At 42.9% G+C, this 16,702-nt stretch carries 15 protein-coding genes and 1 riboswitch; of the genes, 2 read left to right on the top strand and 13 right to left on the bottom strand.

What is annotated here, in order from left to right:
• Positions 1 to 204 precede the first annotated feature (204 nt).
• Entirely contained in the window at positions 205 to 1,521 is a 1,317-nt protein-coding gene (locus NSS65_RS13495; RefSeq protein WP_065214762.1) for a citrate:proton symporter, read from the bottom strand.
• A 153-nt stretch (positions 1,522 to 1,674) separates the two neighbouring features.
• Positions 1,675 to 2,535 (bottom strand): LysR family transcriptional regulator, encoded by an 861-nt coding sequence (locus NSS65_RS13500; RefSeq protein ID WP_024423208.1) that lies wholly within the window; start codon positions 2,533 to 2,535, stop codon positions 1,675 to 1,677.
• Between the two features lie 135 nt (positions 2,536 to 2,670).
• On the opposite strand from NSS65_RS13500, the gene NSS65_RS13505 reads away from it, so the two are divergent.
• Entirely contained in the window at positions 2,671 to 3,801 is a 1,131-nt protein-coding gene (locus NSS65_RS13505) for a PrpF domain-containing protein (RefSeq protein WP_034279756.1), read from the top strand.
• A 27-nt stretch (positions 3,802 to 3,828) separates the two neighbouring features.
• Here the strand turns inward: NSS65_RS13505 and NSS65_RS13510 are convergent, their stop codons facing one another.
• From NSS65_RS13510 to NSS65_RS13530, 5 genes are all read right to left on the bottom strand, one after another.
• Positions 3,829 to 4,548: a biotin--[acetyl-CoA-carboxylase] ligase gene (locus tag NSS65_RS13510; RefSeq protein ID WP_326134841.1), complete on the bottom strand. Its 720-nt coding sequence runs from the start codon at positions 4,546 to 4,548 to the stop codon at positions 3,829 to 3,831.
• 79 nt (positions 4,549 to 4,627) lie between these two features.
• Positions 4,628 to 5,089 carry a thioesterase family protein gene (locus tag NSS65_RS13515; protein WP_061109444.1) on the bottom strand — a complete coding sequence of 154 codons (462 nt, stop codon included), beginning with the start codon at positions 5,087 to 5,089 and terminating at the stop codon, positions 4,628 to 4,630.
• A gap of 121 nt (positions 5,090 to 5,210) precedes the next feature.
• Positions 5,211 to 5,975, bottom strand: a complete 765-nt coding sequence (sdhB, locus tag NSS65_RS13520) for a succinate dehydrogenase iron-sulfur subunit (protein WP_046311996.1) — start codon at positions 5,973 to 5,975, stop codon at positions 5,211 to 5,213.
• A gap of 1 nt (position 5,976) precedes the next feature.
• A complete protein-coding gene (sdhA, locus tag NSS65_RS13525; RefSeq protein WP_034279746.1) occupies positions 5,977 to 7,737 on the bottom strand; it encodes a succinate dehydrogenase flavoprotein subunit in 1,761 nt (586 codons plus the stop codon).
• Between the two features lie 37 nt (positions 7,738 to 7,774).
• Positions 7,775 to 8,383 carry a succinate dehydrogenase cytochrome b558 subunit gene (locus tag NSS65_RS13530; protein ID WP_024423213.1) on the bottom strand — a complete coding sequence of 203 codons (609 nt, stop codon included), beginning with the start codon at positions 8,381 to 8,383 and terminating at the stop codon, positions 7,775 to 7,777.
• 283 nt (positions 8,384 to 8,666) lie between these two features.
• Between NSS65_RS13530 and NSS65_RS13535 the strand changes: the two genes are divergently transcribed.
• Positions 8,667 to 9,110 carry a YslB family protein gene (locus NSS65_RS13535; protein WP_024423214.1) on the top strand — a complete coding sequence of 148 codons (444 nt, stop codon included), beginning with the start codon at positions 8,667 to 8,669 and terminating at the stop codon, positions 9,108 to 9,110.
• Between the two features lie 154 nt (positions 9,111 to 9,264).
• On the opposite strand, the gene NSS65_RS13540 is transcribed toward NSS65_RS13535, so the two are convergent.
• From NSS65_RS13540 to NSS65_RS13565, 6 genes are all read right to left on the bottom strand, one after another.
• Positions 9,265 to 10,500 carry an aspartate kinase gene (locus tag NSS65_RS13540; RefSeq protein WP_326134842.1) on the bottom strand — a complete coding sequence of 412 codons (1,236 nt, stop codon included), beginning with the start codon at positions 10,498 to 10,500 and terminating at the stop codon, positions 9,265 to 9,267.
• Between the two features lie 133 nt (positions 10,501 to 10,633).
• Positions 10,634 to 10,811, bottom strand: a riboswitch (Lysine riboswitch).
• A 61-nt stretch (positions 10,812 to 10,872) separates the two neighbouring features.
• Positions 10,873 to 12,645, bottom strand: a complete 1,773-nt coding sequence (uvrC, locus tag NSS65_RS13545) for an excinuclease ABC subunit UvrC (protein WP_041115055.1) — start codon at positions 12,643 to 12,645, stop codon at positions 10,873 to 10,875.
• Positions 12,646 to 12,784: 139 nt separating this feature from the next.
• Positions 12,785 to 13,099, bottom strand: coding sequence for a thioredoxin (gene trxA, locus NSS65_RS13550; RefSeq protein ID WP_007501629.1), 315 nt, complete (start codon positions 13,097 to 13,099; stop codon positions 12,785 to 12,787).
• A 246-nt stretch (positions 13,100 to 13,345) separates the two neighbouring features.
• On the bottom strand, positions 13,346 to 14,824 hold the full coding sequence (locus NSS65_RS13555) for an alpha-N-arabinofuranosidase (protein WP_326134843.1): 1,479 nt from the start codon (positions 14,822 to 14,824) through the stop codon (positions 13,346 to 13,348).
• Positions 14,825 to 14,899: 75 nt separating this feature from the next.
• Complete coding sequence (locus NSS65_RS13560; protein WP_041115051.1) at positions 14,900 to 15,877, bottom strand: electron transfer flavoprotein subunit alpha/FixB family protein; 978 nt, start codon at positions 15,875 to 15,877, stop codon at positions 14,900 to 14,902.
• 43 nt (positions 15,878 to 15,920) lie between these two features.
• On the bottom strand, positions 15,921 to 16,694 hold the full coding sequence (locus tag NSS65_RS13565; RefSeq protein ID WP_024427173.1) for an electron transfer flavoprotein subunit beta/FixA family protein: 774 nt from the start codon (positions 16,692 to 16,694) through the stop codon (positions 15,921 to 15,923).
• Between the last annotated feature and the right edge of the window lie 8 nt (positions 16,695 to 16,702).

Here is a 16,702-nt window from a genome sequence, read left to right on the forward strand (position 1 = left end):
TATTGTAACCCTCCTTGCTAAGGTGAGAGCTCTAGTCTCTATAGAATGGGATTCTGTATAGTCGAGATATCATATGCCGGGTGCCTGAGGTAGGTGACGTTAAAATCAAGAAATCCCGCATATCAGCGTCCAATTTCTGCGCTTTCATCCACGCAAAAAAGGACGAGTCTCCTCCACGAGACATCGTCCTTTTTTGCGTGGTATTTAAAAGATTGAAATGGCGCCTGTTAACAATGCAATAAGTGTTGTAAAAAGGGCAGTTAACACGGTCCATAGCAGTGCATATTTTTGCAAATCACCAATATCTTTGTTCAGCATACTGACAAGCAGCAGTGTTGAAGCGACAAGCGGACTCAGTAAGTGGACAGGCTGCCCTATGATAGAGGCACGTGCAATTTCCACCGGATCAATCCCGTAAGCTGCGCCGGCTTCAGCCAGGATTGGCAGTACTCCGAAATAGTAAGCATCGTTTGAAAGCACAAATGTAAATGGCATACTCGTCAAAGCCACAATCAGCGGGAAAAATGAGCTGTAGGAATCCGGAATCATGTAAATGACCAAATGGGCAATGGACTCAACCATTTTTGTTCCAGAAAAGATCCCTGTGAAAATCCCTGCTGCAAATACAAGTGTGATAACCGTTAATGCGTTGCCTGCATGAGATAAAATTCGCTCGCGCTGATCTTCAACCTTTGGATAGTTGATCATCAGAGCGATGACAAATCCAATTAAAAAGAGTACAGGAATTGGTATGATATCCATGACGAGTGTGACCATGACAGCAACTGTAAGGAAGAAGTTAATCCAAATCAGATTCGGTCTCTTGATATCGGCTACTCCATCTTCAATTGACGCAGCCAATTCAGGAGAAATGGACACCTCTTCTTTGTGCTGAATTTCTGCAATCCCAATCCGTTTTCTTTCTTTTTTCCCAAGTACATAAGCAGTAAAAAGTATAAAAAGACCGCCTCCAACCATCGTTGGGAGTAATGGAATGAAAAATTCGCCTGCATCTAATCCAAGCGCCGCGATTGCACGAGTAGCCGGACCGCCCCATGGCGTCATTCCGCTCATAATTCCTAATGATAATAATGAAATTGTTCCTAAAATTAATGGGTTCATCCCGATTCTTAAGAAAAGTGGCAGCATCGCTGATACGGTAATCATGTACGTTGTTGTTCCGTCACCATCTAATGCAACAAGCATAGACAAAATTGCTACCCCAAAAGCAATTTTGACAGGATCACCTTTTACAATACGTAGAATGAGTTTAATCAGAGGATCAAACAATCCAGCATCCAGCATGACACCGAAGAATAAAATCGCAAATAACAATAAAGCAGCTGATGGTGCAACAGTTTTCAGTCCATCAAGCATCATGTCCCCTAACCCTTTGTTAAAGCCACCGATCAATGCAAATATGATAGGTACAACGGTTAGAGCCACCACCGGATGCATACGTTTTGTCATAATGAGAAATGTAAATGTCAAGACCATCAAGATCCCTAAAATAGCTAGCACTTTATATCCCTCCATCCTCTTCTTTACATGATCTGCAAGCGCCCCCTTGCACTTGCGATCTATATGTTAGCGCTTTCTATTTCAAGGATATAATAGCTTTTTTTATAATGAAAATATCGATTTTTTCGTTTATTCAATAAATTTCTTTTATAATCAACCTTGCTGATTTCTTAAAAACTCAATGAACGCTTTCACCACAGACAAATGAAGTGAGTCTGGCTGGTACATGAGCCATGTATCTCTTAAAACAGGCTGTCCATCTTTATACGAAAGTCCTTTTACAAATAACTCATCACTTGGTCTGAGGCAAATTTCTGGGACAATGGCATAGCCTAAACCATGCTTCACCATCTCTTTTGATGTATCCTGACGGTCTGTCTCCATCGTGACAAGCGGAGGCATTGTGAATGTTTCCTGCCACCATCTGTTAATCAGCCGTTTTAATGAACTGTCTGTATGATAGTCAATGAGCGGCAGATTCGGGAGATCCTTTAGCTGAATCTCTGATTTTGAAATAATGCAAAGACGCTCTTTATCAAGCAAAAAACGCTCTCCATTCCAGTCATAATCACCTCTTAAAATCCCTAAATGCACACTTGATGTTCCTAATAAATCCATTACCTTTGTGCTCCAGCCTGTGTTGACCATAAATTGAACATGTGGATACTGCTTAGAAAATTCTTTTAATATTTCTGGCAGTTTATATTGGGCAAAGTTACTTGAGACCCCTAACCGGATCGTTCCTTTGACCTTTTTTTGCATATTGAGCATGCCATCTTTCGTTTGCTGCAGCTGTTTGAGCATGTCATTTGCGTATTTAGCCAAGTATTCGCCCTCTGATGTAAATTCAATTCCTCGTTTTCTTTTAAAGAAAAGCTTCATATCAAACTCCTCTTCAAGCTGTTTCAATCGATAGCTTAAGGCAGGCTGAGAGACAAATAATTTTTCTGCCGCTTTTGTGATGTTCTTTTCTTCATAAAGCACCTTTAAAAACCGCCAATCTTTTTCATCCATTGTATGCCCTCCTTTTTTACTAATTATAAAATATTTTTATTGATTTCTCTTAAAATAATGTATTTAACTTATTTCTTATTATACTTTACCATTTTGGTTAGATAAACAGTTCATTAAAAATTGAGGGTGAGAGTCATGAGAAAAGTTCCAATCACAATCATGCGAGGCGGTACAAGCAAAGGGGTATTCATTCACGCAAACAATGCACCATATGAACACGATGAGCTCGAGGCATTTCTATTAGACATTATGGGCAGCCCTGACCGGCTGCAGGTCGATGGGATCGGCGGCGGTAATTCTTTAACAAGCAAAGTGGCCATTATCGATAAAGCCACACGCCCGGATGTGGATGTGAACTACACATTTGCACAGGTCAGTATTAATGAGAGATATGTCGACTTTAAAGGAAACTGCGGGAACATCTCATCAGCCGTTGGGCCGTATGCGATCATTAAAGGACTTGTTCAAGCGGTTGAGCCCATTACGACTGTGCGTATTCTCAATACCAATACAAATAAAGTCATTACGGCAGAGGTCGAAGTCGAAAATGGGGAAGTAAAATTTGAAGGACAGGCAGAAATTCCAGGCGTAAAAGGAACCGGTTCTCCCATTTATTTATCCTTTGAGAAACCTGAAGGCGCTGTCACAGGTAAAACCTTTCCGACTGGAAACAAAATGGATACGATTCAAACAAAATTTGGAGAGATTCCTATCTCGATCATTGACATTGCAAATCCAATTGCCTTTATTCGTGCCAAGGATATTCAATTAAAAGGAACTGAATTACCTGAAGAGTTTACAGATGAATTACTGGATGATTTAGAAGAAATTCGTTCTCTCGCTGCTGAAATGTGTCACTTTGCACCAAAAGAAATGGCCACATTACAGTCTCCAGCTGTTCCAAAGCTTGCGCTCATCAGCGAGCCTGCTGATTATGTAGATACAAATGGAATCTTGAGACGAGCAGAAGATATGGACATCATCGTTCGTATGCTATCAATGCAAAGACCGCACCAAGCACTTGCCATTACCGGCTCTGTCTGCGTGACAGCCAGCTGTTTCCTGGATGAAACGCTTCCTTCTCAGCTGTTCCAAGGTCAAGATGACACCCTTCGTATTGGGCATCCTGCCGGGATTATGCAAACGGAAATTGACATCTCTCAAAACAGAGTCAAAGTCATTCGAACGGCAAGAGAAATTCTAGACGGAGTTGTTTTCACAAAACAAGACTATGTGATTCAGCCTCATATTAAAAGAGAAGCTTAAAGCAGACGAGAATATCGTCTGCTTTTTTTAATGCTGAAGCGGTGCATCGATATCTCCGGCAGAATGAGCTTTTATCTGCCCTTTCTCATCTTTGAGCTGGAGATGACCGTAGCGGTTGACTCCGCAGCAAATGCCCTCTTCCCATGTTTGTTTTTCACGGTCTAACGAGATCCGCAGCGGTTTATGAAGACGATATAACCGTTTGTTATAGAGGGAAGTGAGTGCTTCAAACCCTTCATTCTTCCAGCGTGTATGATATTTTTCAAAAGCTGCCGCAAGTTCCTTCACAAGCTGATCAGCTTTTACCTCTGTAAGCTCTGATAGGCAAATGGTTTTGTACGGAACATGCTCTGGCTTTGTCTTCACATTGATGCCAACCCCGATATAAATGGCGGTACGGTCCGCTTCAATCAATGTGCCTGATATTTTTGCTTCATTAATAAGAATATCATTTGGCCATTTGATCGCCAGCTGATCCTCAGCCCTCATGAGAGGTTTGAGAACATCGTAGATCGCTAGTGCCGTCAGCGGAGCGATCGTTGACTGGGTGGAGAGTTCTTCTGGCGGCAAAACTGTCATGGTCACAGCGACATTCCCTGCAGGCGTTTCCCACGGTCTGCCCAGCCTGCCTCTTCCTTCTGTCTGCTGATGTGCATAGACAGCAAATGAAGGTTTTTCTCCTTTTTGCATAAGCCTTTTTGCTTCATTATTTGTACTATCAATGGTGTCATATTGAAAAATCTTCATGTGTTCTCCTTTTGTTTCTTCTTGATATGATCCTTTTATTATAACAAAATGAAGCTTACACGATGATGAGGGCTCTATGTTACTTATTTCGTTGAGCTTGAAATGTCTCTTTTTCTTCCTCTGTAAATGGGACAGGTGCGCCTGTTTCTTTATTAATTTGCACCATGGTGACTGAGCCGGTAAAGCATGGTTCCTGCTTTTCGTTTTCTCCTAAATAATGAAGGATGAGTGAGCTTGATCCGACTTTTTCCGGCTTTACATACACACGAAGCCGCTCCCCTATCTCCACCTGTTTGATGTAATCACATTGCAGGTTTGCCACGACTGTAATCGTCTCTTTCACACGCTTCATTCGTTTATCCACAATTCCTGTTTTTTGAAAAAAGGCGATCCGTGCTTCTTCAAAATACACAAATGGAGTGACATTGTTCATATGGCCAAACATATCCGTTTCTGAAAAACGGACAGTCGTTTCGACATAAAATCGAAAGGATGCTCTCCATTCTTCAAATGGTTCCTCAATATATGACGGAAGTCTCACTTCATCATCTCCTTATTCATCAATAAACGCCTCTCCCATATTGGAAGAGGCGTTTATTTTGTGTTCCATCCAGCCTCTTGTAAACACTCATCATGATTGGCAAAGAGGACTGAATGTGATGTTATTCTGCGTGATCGCTTCCGAAGAAGTTACGGAAAGCTTGTAATGTTGTATCTCGGTTAAGTGCTGCAATTGACGTTGTCAGCGGGATTCCTTTCGGACAAGCCTGCACACAGTTTTGAGAGTTCCCGCAGTTCGCAAGACCGCCGTCTCCCATAATTTCTTCTAGACGGTCAGACTTATTCATCGCACCTGTCGGATGTGCGTTAAATAGACGAACTTGCGAAAGCGGTGCAGGGCCCATAAAGGAAGACTTATCATTTACGTTTGGACAAGCTTCAAGGCAGACACCACATGTCATACATTTTGAAAGCTCATACGCCCATTGACGTTTTTTCTCAGGCATTCTTGGTCCAGGTCCAAGATCATATGTGCCATCGATCGGCACCCATGCTTTTACTTTTTTCAAGGAGTTGAACATGCGGCTTCTATCAACCTGCAAGTCTCTCACGACCGGGAATGTCTTCATCGGCTGAAGACGGATCGGCTGATCTAACTGGTCAATCAAGGCTGTACATGACTGGCGCGGTTTTCCATTAATGACCATGGAACAAGCTCCGCACACCTCTTCAAGACAGTTCATGTCCCAGTTGATCGCCGTTGTTTTTTCACCTTGTTTATTGACCGGGTTACGTCTAATTTCCATGAGTGCGGAAATGACGTTCATATTTGGGCGGTAAGGGATTTCGAATTCCTCATCATAAGGCTTTCCATCTGCTGTATCTTGACGTGTGATAATGAATTGAATTGTGTTTTTTTCACTCATCTTATTTCTCCACCTTTTTCTTCGAGTAATCTCGTTTACGAGGTGCAATTAACGATACATCGACGTCCTCATAGTGGAATGCAGGCTTTTGATTTTTCCCTTTGAACGTAGCCATCGTTGTTTTAAGGAATTCTTCATCGTTTCTTTCTGGGAATTCCGGTTTATAGTGTGCGCCTCGGCTTTCATTCCGGTTATAAGCCCCGATCGTAATGACTCTTGCTAGCTGAAGCATGTTGTCAAGCTGACGCGTGAAGGCAGCGCCTTGGTTGCTCCATGATGCGGTATCATTGATGTTGATCTTCTTGTAGCGCTCCATTAGTTCTTCGATCTTCTGATCTGTTTTTAAGAGTTTGTCATTGTAACGAACCACTGTCACGTTATCCGTCATCCATTCTCCAAGCTCTTTATGAAGCACGTACGCATTTTCTGTTCCGTCCATGCTGAGGATGTTGTCCCATTTCTCCTGCTCTTTCTTCACGGCACTGTCAAATAGTGCAGAAGAAAGGTCTTCCGCAGATTTTTCAAGACCGCTAATGTACTTCACCGCATTTGGTCCAGCGACCATTCCGCCGTAAATCGCAGAAAGAAGTGAGTTTGCACCAAGTCTGTTTCCGCCGTGCATTGAGTAATCACATTCTCCGGCAGCGAATAGACCTTTGATATTCGTCATTTGATCATAATCGACCCATAATCCGCCCATTGAGTAATGAACAGCTGGGAAGATTTTCATCGGCAGCTTACGCGGGTCGTCACCCATGAATTTTTCATAGATTTCAATGATTCCGCCAAGCTTAATATCAAGCTCTTTTGGATCTTTGTGAGAAAGATCGAGATATACCATGTTCTCTCCGTTGATGCCAAGCTTTTGCTCGACACATACGTCAAAGATTTCACGCGTTGCAATGTCACGCGGTACAAGGTTCCCGTATGCTGGGTATTTTTCTTCAAGGAAGTACCAAGGCTTCCCGTCTTTATACGTCCAAACACGTCCGCCTTCACCACGAGCCGATTCACTCATGAGACGAAGCTTGTCATCTCCTGGGATCGCTGTCGGGTGAATTTGAATGAATTCTCCATTTGCATAATGCGCACCTTGCTGATAGACGATGGACGCAGCAGATCCAGTGTTAATCATGGAGTTCGTTGATTTACCGAACACGATTCCAGGACCGCCTGTTGCCATGATGACTGCATCTGAACGGAAGGATTCAATTTCCATTGTCGTCAAGTTCTGCGCGACAATCCCGCGGCATACTTCCTCGTCATCTAAAACAGCGCCAAGGAATTCCCAGCCTTCATATTTCGTGACAAGTCCTGCTACTTCATAGCGGCGAACCTGCTCATCCAGTGCGTATAATAGCTGCTGGCCTGTTGTAGCTCCAGCAAACGCTGTACGGTGGTGCTGTGTTCCCCCGAAACGGCGGAAGTCCAATAATCCCTCTGGTGTTCTATTAAACATAACACCCATACGATCAAGTAAATGGATAATGGACGGCGCTGCTTCACACATTGCCTTTACTGGCGGCTGGTTGGCTAAGAAATCTCCGCCGTATACCGTGTCATCAAAATGCTCATAAGGTGAATCCCCTTCACCTTTTGTATTAACCGCTCCGTTGATTCCGCCCTGTGCACATACAGAATGCGAACGTTTCACAGGTACGATTGAAAATAGTTGAACAGCTGTTCCCGCTTCTGCTGCTTTAATAGTTGCCATGAGACCAGCTAAGCCGCCTCCGACAACGATGATGCTAGAATTACTCATTGTAGCCCCTCTCCCTCTTCTACTAATCTATTTCCTCTTAAACAAAAGCGAAAATTGCTCTTAGCCCTACATATGAAAGCGCTATAAATATACCTAATGTCACATATGTGGAGATTCGTTGTGAGCGTGGTGAAACAGTAATTCCCCAGCTGACAGCAAATGACCACAAGCCATTAGCAAAGTGGAAAATAGTAGATAAAACGCCGACAATATAGAAGCCTAGCATAAATGGAGAGCTTAAAATATTCGCCATCATGTCATAGTTGACTTCAGCTCCAAGCTGAGCTTGAATTCGTGTTTCCCATACGTGCCAAGAGACAAAAATCAATGTGATAATACCTGAAATCCTTTGCAGTCTGAACAGCCAGTTTCTTAAGTAACTGAAGCGAGACGTGTTGTTTTGTGCCGTAAAGGCTATGTACACCCCATAAACAGCATGATAGATCAGTGGTAAGAAAATCACGAACAGCTCAAGTGCATATCTGAAAGGAAGCTGTTCCATAAAGTGTGCAGCTTTGTTAAACGCCTCAGGTCCATTCGTCGCAAAGTGGTTAACCACTAAGTGCTGTATTAAAAATAGACCGACCGGAATGACGCCAAGCAAAGAATGCAATCTCCGATAAAAAAATTCTTTGTTCCCCGACATTACTTTACCCCCTAGTAAAAAAAGTGCAATTGCTTGAAAATTGTCTTACCCCCGCTTCTTTCAATTGTAAGCACTTTATTCAAATTTATTGACAATTTCATTTTACTCCTATGTCAAAAAAGCGTCAAGAAACCGCGTACATAAATTAAAATTTTCCGAAATTTAAAAGTTTTAAATCAAAATTCGTTTTACTACAATAAGAATTTCTTAGACTTCAGGGAAAACTCTGTCATCATATGCCCACATAAGCTATAATAAATTGTTGAAAGAGGGGAGCCGTACAATGAATAAATTCGAATCTAACTTAGAACAGCTAAAAGAAATTGAAGTCAATGGATTTGCCTACGAGCTGATACGCGAAGTTCTGCTGCCTGATATTCTTGGTCAGGACCATTCATCTATGATGTATTTTGCGGGTAAACTGCTTGCTCGTAAATTTCCTCAAGAGTCATGGGAGAAGATCCCCGAATTTTTCCATGATGCCGGATGGGGGACTCTCACAATGGTCCATTCGAAAAAACAGGAAATTGAGTTTGAGCTCGAAGGTCCACTAGTATCAAATCGACTCACCTATCAAAAGGAGCCATGCTTTCAGATGGAAGCGGGTTTTATTGCTGAACAAATTCAGCTTCTGAATGAGCACGTGGCTGAATCCTATGAACAAGTGAAAAAGCGTGCTGAGAAAGTCATTTTAACCGTTAAATGGGATTTAAGAGACCCTAGCTAATACTCTTGATAAAAGGCGCGGACTTCAGGTCACGCCTTTTTTATATGTCTACATCTATCATAGCATACTTAATGAATGGGTTTACGCCCGTTTCAGCCGATTCCATATAGAAAAAAGAGGTGACTCTCTTTCATGAGAGCACCTCTTTACCTTTTTAAGAATGAGCAGCGGCGCTCACCTTTGATAAATCAAACGCATCATGCAGCGCTTCAACCGCTTTGACCATATCATCACGGCCGACCACTGTTGAGACTTTGATTTCAGACGTACTGACCATTTTCACTTGAATGTCTTTTTGCGCTAACACAGCGAACATTTCAGCAGCTACGCCTGGGTTTGAGACCATTCCAGATCCCACGATGGATACTTTCGCTAATTTGCTTTCTGTCTCAATCTGCTCGTAGCCAAGCGCCCCCTTATATTCTTCTAATACTTCAACTGTTTTGGACAAATCATCCGTTTTGACAGAGAAAGAGATCGACGTCTGATTGGTGCTTGTGACAGACTGAATGATGATATCAACATTGATATTCTGTTTCGCAAGCGTCGTAAAAATGGTCGATAAAGTTGTTAAACCGCTTGAAAGCCCGCACACAGTCACACGTGTAATCTGATCTTCAAATGCAATGCCTCTGACGACTAAATTTTGTTCCATGGATGATTCCTCCTCAATTAACGTACCCGATTCATTTTCAATACTAGAACGGACTTCTAGCGGGACTTGATAATTTTTCGCAAATTCAACAGCTCTTGGATGCAGAACGCCAGCTCCTAGATTAGCCAGCTCAAGCATCTCATCGTATGAAATGCCTGCAAGTTTCCGCGCAGATGGTACATAACGCGGATCTGTTGTAAACACTCCTGGTACATCTGTGTAAATATCACATTTATCAGCTTTTAGTGCGGCAGCCAGTGCCACAGCAGTCGTATCTGATCCACCGCGGCCAAGTGTTGTGATATGTAAGTCATCTGCAATTCCTTGGAAGCCTGCCACAACAACAACTTTCCCCGCACTTAATTCCTCTTTTATTCTTGATTCATCAATGTCCACGATTCTTGCATTTCCGTGTACATGCTCTGTTTTCATACCAGCCTGCCAGCCTGTAAAGGAAATGGCATCATAACCTCTTCTTTGGAGCGCCATCGCTAATAATGAAATGGTCACCTGCTCACCAGTTGCGAGCAGCATATCCATCTCTCTTTTGCTTGGATCGTCTGTGAGTTCTTTCGCTAAGTCTACTAGAACATCCGTTGATTTGCCCATCGCTGATACAACCACAACCACATCATGTCCTGCCTCGCGTTCAGCGATCACTCTCTCTGCGGCATTGCGAATTTTTTCTGTCGATCCAACGGAAGTTCCGCCAAATTTTTGTACAATTAGTCCCATGTCTACCACCCTTTTTCAAAAGTTCACGTGTGAGAGAAGAGGCAGCTTTGGAGACTGTCCGCTCACTGCAAATAAAAAAGCAATGAGAGAACAAATCTCCCATTGCTTTAAAATCATCATTAAACGATGCAAACAATGAGATAGCCCTCCAAGAAATAAATTCTTGACAGCCCTACATTTCTTCAATGTACAGCCAGCGAATAAAATGAGTGGATTTTATTCACTTCGGCGACGCTCCCCTTTCAGCCCTCTTCTTAGATCCCATCGATCTCCGAAGGCTTACTCTTGAAGTTCGCACCTCTATCTTCAACAAACAACACGTTCATTTATTAAATTAGTCACATCTTAACAGAATTTTGGTAAAAGTACAATCTATTTTTTTAATGCTTCCATTAAAAGTTCAGCCGTCTGTTTTGGAATGCCAGCCTCCTGAAAATCTTGGAGAGAGGCTTCTTTCATCTTTTTCACAGAGCCAAAATGTTTGAGGAGCTGCTTTTTACGCTTCTCTCCGATACCTGGTACATCGTCTAAAATAGACTGGAATGCATTTTTTCCGCGCAGCTGCCGGTGAAAGCTAATGGCGAACCGGTGCACTTCATCTTGAATGCGCTGCAATAAGTAAAAAGCCTGGCTATTCCGCTCCAGCGCAACAATTTCAAGTGTATCTCCCATCATGAGATTCGATGTCCGGTGTTTTTCATCTTTTACAAGACCTGCGACTGGGACAGACAGATTCAATTCATTTTCAAGCACATCGATGGCTGCGTTGATCTGTCCTTTTCCTCCGTCAATTAAAATTAAATCTGGCAGCGGCAGTTCATCCTTTAACACGCGGGTATATCGTCTTCTAATGACCTCACGCATGGATGCATAATCATCTGGCCCTGAGACAGTTTTAATTTTGTATTTTCGGTATTCCTTTTTATAGGGCTTCCCGTCCTGAAAGACGACCATGGCAGAAACCGGGTCTGCCCCTTGAATATTTGAGTTATCAAATGCCTCGATTCTGTATGGCATATAAATATTAAGCGCATCCCCGAGCTGTTTCACCGCACCAATTGTCCGCTCTTCATCACGCTCAATGAGCGAAAATTTTTCTTTTAAGGCGATTTTGGCATTTTGATGGGCAAGTAAAAGTAAATCCTTTTTCTTTCCTTTTTTCGGCTGGTGAACGTTCGTCTCAAGCAATTGCTCAATCATCTCTTGATCGACACTGTCAGGCACCAAAATTTCCTTCGGCAGAAAATGGTTGTTCTTTTCATAAAATTGCCCCATAAACGTGAGGAACTCTTCCTCAGGGTCCTGATACATTGGAAACAGGCTGACATCACGTTCAATCAATTTCCCCTGTCTGATGAAGAAAACTTGGACACACATCCAGCCTTTATCATAGGCATAGGCGAAGACATCTCGATCTGATAAATCACTCATCGTCATTTTCTGTTTTTCCATCGTTGAGTCGATATATGCGATTTGGTCTCTTAGTTCCTTTGCCCGTTCAAACTCTAAATTTTCAGCAGCTTCCTGCATCTTTTCGGTGAGTTCTTTTTTGATTTGCTGATGTCCTCCGTTTAGAAACCTTGTGATTTCATCCACGAGCTGCTTATTCGTTTCCTCGGAAATGTCATACACACATGGCGCAAGACATTGTCCAAGGTGATAATAAAGACAGACCCGGTCAGGAAGAGTGGCACATTTTCTCAGTGGATATAAGCGGTCGAGCAGCTTTTTCGTTTCTCGAGCTGCTTGTACGTTTGGGTATGGACCGAAATATTTTCCTTTGTCCTTTTTTACATTGCGGGTGACGATCAGCTTAGGATGGCGTTCATTCGTAATTTTTATAAATGGATACGTCTTGTCATCCTTGAGCATGACATTGTATTTTGGGTCATATTTTTTGATTAAATTCAGCTCTAAAATGAGCGCCTCGATATTAGAAGAGGTGACAATGTATTCAAAGTCTTCAATTTCACTGACAAGCCGCTGCGTTTTGGCGTCATGTGATCCAGTGAAATAAGAGCGCACCCTATTTTTTAAAACCTTTGCCTTTCCCACATAAATGATCGTATTTTGTCTATCTTTCATTAAGTAACAGCCTGGTTGATCCGGCAGGACTGACAGCTTTTCTTTGATTAGTTTGTTCATATTTTCATCCGTCCTTGTTTTCCTCTTTCACTCCTTCTAGTGTATCACGAACATTTGTTTTATACCATGTTGAAAGAAAAGCGGCTCTCGTCTTTACGAGAACCGCTTCAATGATTATGCCGCTTGGACATAGATCGGTTTATAGATGTTTGTTGACAAGCTCAGCAAGTGCTTCTTTTGGTTTGAAACCAACAGAAGTTTCTACAACTTCACCGTCTTTTAAAACAAGAAGTGTTGGGATACTCATAACGCCGTATTTACCAGCAGTTTCTTGGTTATCGTCTACATCAATTTTTACAATTTTCATTTTGTCGCCCATTTCTTGATCAAGTTCTTCAAGAACTGGAGCAATCATTTTACAAGGTCCACACCATGGTGCCCAAAAGTCTGCAAGAACAACACCTTCTGCAGTTTCTTGTGAAAATGTTGCGTCAGTAGCTTTTACGATTGCCATTATTCATTCCTCCAATGTAAATTATGCTTTTTAGTATAGCATCTACCAATGTGACTTGCGAATGAAATGCTTACGAATCATTTTTTAGGAAATGAATTAAAAAACAAACCGTATAATCGCACCAATGACAACAATCGCACCGATGATCATAAGAATGGTTCTAAGCATATGAAATGACACCCTTTCCGCTTCATTTACAATGTATGATGCCCCAACATTCTTCTCATCAAACATCGAAATATGCAATTAAGCGAGGTCGACAGTTATCATGACCACTGACATTGGCGGTAGCTCCACCGTTAATTCGCCGGACTTTACAGTCATTTGCTGAAAGTCTTTTGGCTGAACAGAATGAGGATCATCGAATGTATTATGGGCATTCATGCGATCGGCCGTCAGTACACGTCCAGTGACTTTCGTTTGTTCTTCAATCCCTGCAATGGCAAGGGATATCTCTGTTTGTTCATGCGGATTCAAGTGACAGTAGCTAATATGCATCTTACCTGATGAACGCGAGGCTGACACACTGACCTGAGGAATTTTTTCACCTCTTCGTTCATACGGCTGTGAAACGAACTCCACTTCAAGCGCTTCTTCCTCTTGATGCACTTGAAACATGTGAAATACATGATACGTAGGTGTCAGAAGCATCTTTTCGTCCTTTGTTAATACCATCGCTTGCAGCACATTGACCGTCTGAGCAATATTTGCCATATGAATCCGCTCGCAATGGCGATGAAAAATATGAAAATGGAGTGCGGCCACAAGGGCGTCTCTTAGTGTGTTTTGCTGATATAAAAACCCAGGATTTGTCCCTGGCTCTGGGTCATACCATGTCCCCCATTCATCAATAATCATCCCGATTCGCTTGTCTGGGTCATAACGATCCATGATTTCTCCATGGTCTTCGACAAGCCGTTCCATCTCATAGGCCTTTTTCAGCGTGATAAACCATTCATCCTCATCGAATTCAGTCGCTGATCCTTTCTTCTCCCATGTACCAGGTACGGTGTAATAATGTAAACTGAGCCCATCCATCCACGGTGCAGCCCGCTCCATCAATACTTTCGTCCAATTCACGTCATTAGAGTTCGCGCCGCAGGCGATTTTGTAAATACGCTGCCCTGCAAACTCTCTTACGTACGTTTGATAGCGTTTATATAAATCTGCATAGTATTCAGGTGTCATATTCCCGCCGCAGCCCCAGCTTTCATTGCCTACACCAACATAGGTCAGCTTCCAAGGTTCTTGTTTTCCATTTTTAATGCGCCAATCTGACATAGGTGTCCCTTTTGGAAATGTCATGTATTCGACCCAATCGGCTAATTCTTGAACAGACCCGCTTCCCACATTGCCGCAAATGTAAGGTTCACATTCAAGCAGCTCACACAATGCCATAAATTCATGCGTACCAAATGCATTGGATTCAACCGTACCACCCCAATGGGTGTTGACCATTGGCTTTCGTTCACTCAGCTCACCTACACCATTTGCCCAGTGATACTCGTCTGCGAAGCAGCCCCCCGGCCATCTCAGCACCGGAATATGTAATGCTTGAAGGGCCTTCAGTACATCGGTACGAATCCCTTCAATATGATCAATCTCTGAGTCTTTTCCTACCCAAATCCCGTCATAAATCCCTCTTCCTAAATGCTCTTGAAAGTGCCCGTAAATGTGTTTAGAAATGCGTCCAATCACGTCATTGACTTTTACTGTCCCCTTCACTTGTCAACCGCTCCTTTTCTTCTTAATAACATACAAAAAAACCCAGAATACCTAGGCATTCTGAGTGTATGAGCGTTACGAGTGGATATTCATCTTTTTTAACTCCTCATTCAAAAGCGGTACCACTTCAAACAAGTCACCAACAATTCCATAATCGGCGATTTTGAAGATTTCCGCTTCTGGGTCTTTGTTGATGGCCACAATGACTTTACTGTTAGACATTCCCGCTAAATGCTGAATCGCTCCTGATATCCCGCATGCAATATAAAGGTCTGGTGTGACGACTTTTCCTGTCTGGCCAATTTGCAGGGCATAATCACAGTAGTCGGCGTCACAGGCGCCGCGCGAGGCTCCGACTGCTGCACCCAGCGTCTCAGCGAGTTCATTCAGCGGTTCAAAGCCTTCCTTGCTCTTAACCCCGCGCCCTCCAGCCACAATGACCTTTGCTTCTGATAAATCTACACCTTCTGACGTTTTTTTAATGACTTCCTTCACGATCGTCCGAAGGTTTTGAATGTCGACAGAAACTGGTGTGACTTCTCCGCCTCGTGACGTATCCCGCTCAAGTGGTGCCACGTTATTTGGCCGGATGGTTGCTAGAAGCAGACGGTCTGTCGAAATGACTTTTTCGAAGGCTTTTCCAGAGTAAATCGGTCTAGTGAAAACAAGATGTTCACCGGTAACGCTTACATCAATCGCATCTGAAATCAAGCCAGTCTGGAGACGTGCGGCTATTTTCGGCGACAAGTCTTTTCCGATAGATGTATGGCCAAAGAGCACAGCATCTGGATCAACCTGATCTAATATGGCTTGAAGCGCCTGCGCAAAACCATCTGACGTATAATATGAAAGGTGCGGATGCTCCACAATCATGACATGATCCGCTCCATAGTAAAGCAGTTCATCTGCTAGGCCTTTGACGTCATCCCCTATTAACACGCCAATGACCTCGCCGCCCTCTGCCACTTTGTGAGCGGCAGCAATGGCTTCAAATGTCACATTTCTTAATTTACCGTCACGACTTTCTCCAAGTACAACAACTTTTTTACTCATCTTCAAGCTCCCCCTTGTTCTCGTGATATCGTAAAGTGGATGTTTAGATGACTTTTGCTTCATTTCTGAGTAGATCTGTCAGTTCTTTGACTTGATCCTGAAGCTCGCCGCTCAGCACCTTGCCACCCTCTTTTTTCTCCGGTAAGAAACGTTCAATTGTTTTGATTTTATATGGTACATCGTCTTCATCTAAATCTAAATCATCAAGTTCCAATTCTTCTAAAGGCTTTTTCTTTGCCTTCATAATGCCTGGTAATGATGGATAGCGAGGCTCATTGAGTCCTTGCTGAGCTGTGACGACAAGCGGGAGTTCGGCAGAAATGACTTCCACATCCCCCTCTGCATCTCGTTCAATCGATACAGAGCCGCCGTCAATTTGGATACTTGTTATCGTAGTCACATATGAAAAACCGAGTAATTCAGCAAGACGCGGGGCTACCTGTCCAGAGCCGCCGTCAATTGCTACATTCCCTGCTAAGATCAAGGAAGCCTCTTTGTCTTTTAAATAGTGATAAAGAATGGTAGAAGCAGAATATTGGTCCCACTCTTCTAAGTCATCCTCCACATTTAATAAGACGGCCCTGTCACAGCCCATAGCAAGCGCTGTTCTCAGCTGTTTCTCTGCATCCTCACCGCCAACTGTCACAACGGTCACTTCTCCCCCGTGCTCATCGCGAAGCTGAATGGCTTCTTCAATGGCATACTCGTCATAAGGATTAATAATGAACTCTGCTCCATCTTCTTGAATTGCACCAGACTGAATCGAAATTTTCTCTTCCGTGTCAAACGTACGCTTCATCAAAACAAATATATTCATTTATTTCT

The sequence above is a fragment of the Bacillus sp. FSL K6-1006 genome (assembly GCF_038593175.1).
In the GTDB taxonomy this organism is placed as follows: domain Bacteria; phylum Bacillota; class Bacilli; order Bacillales; family Bacillaceae; genus Bacillus; species Bacillus safensis.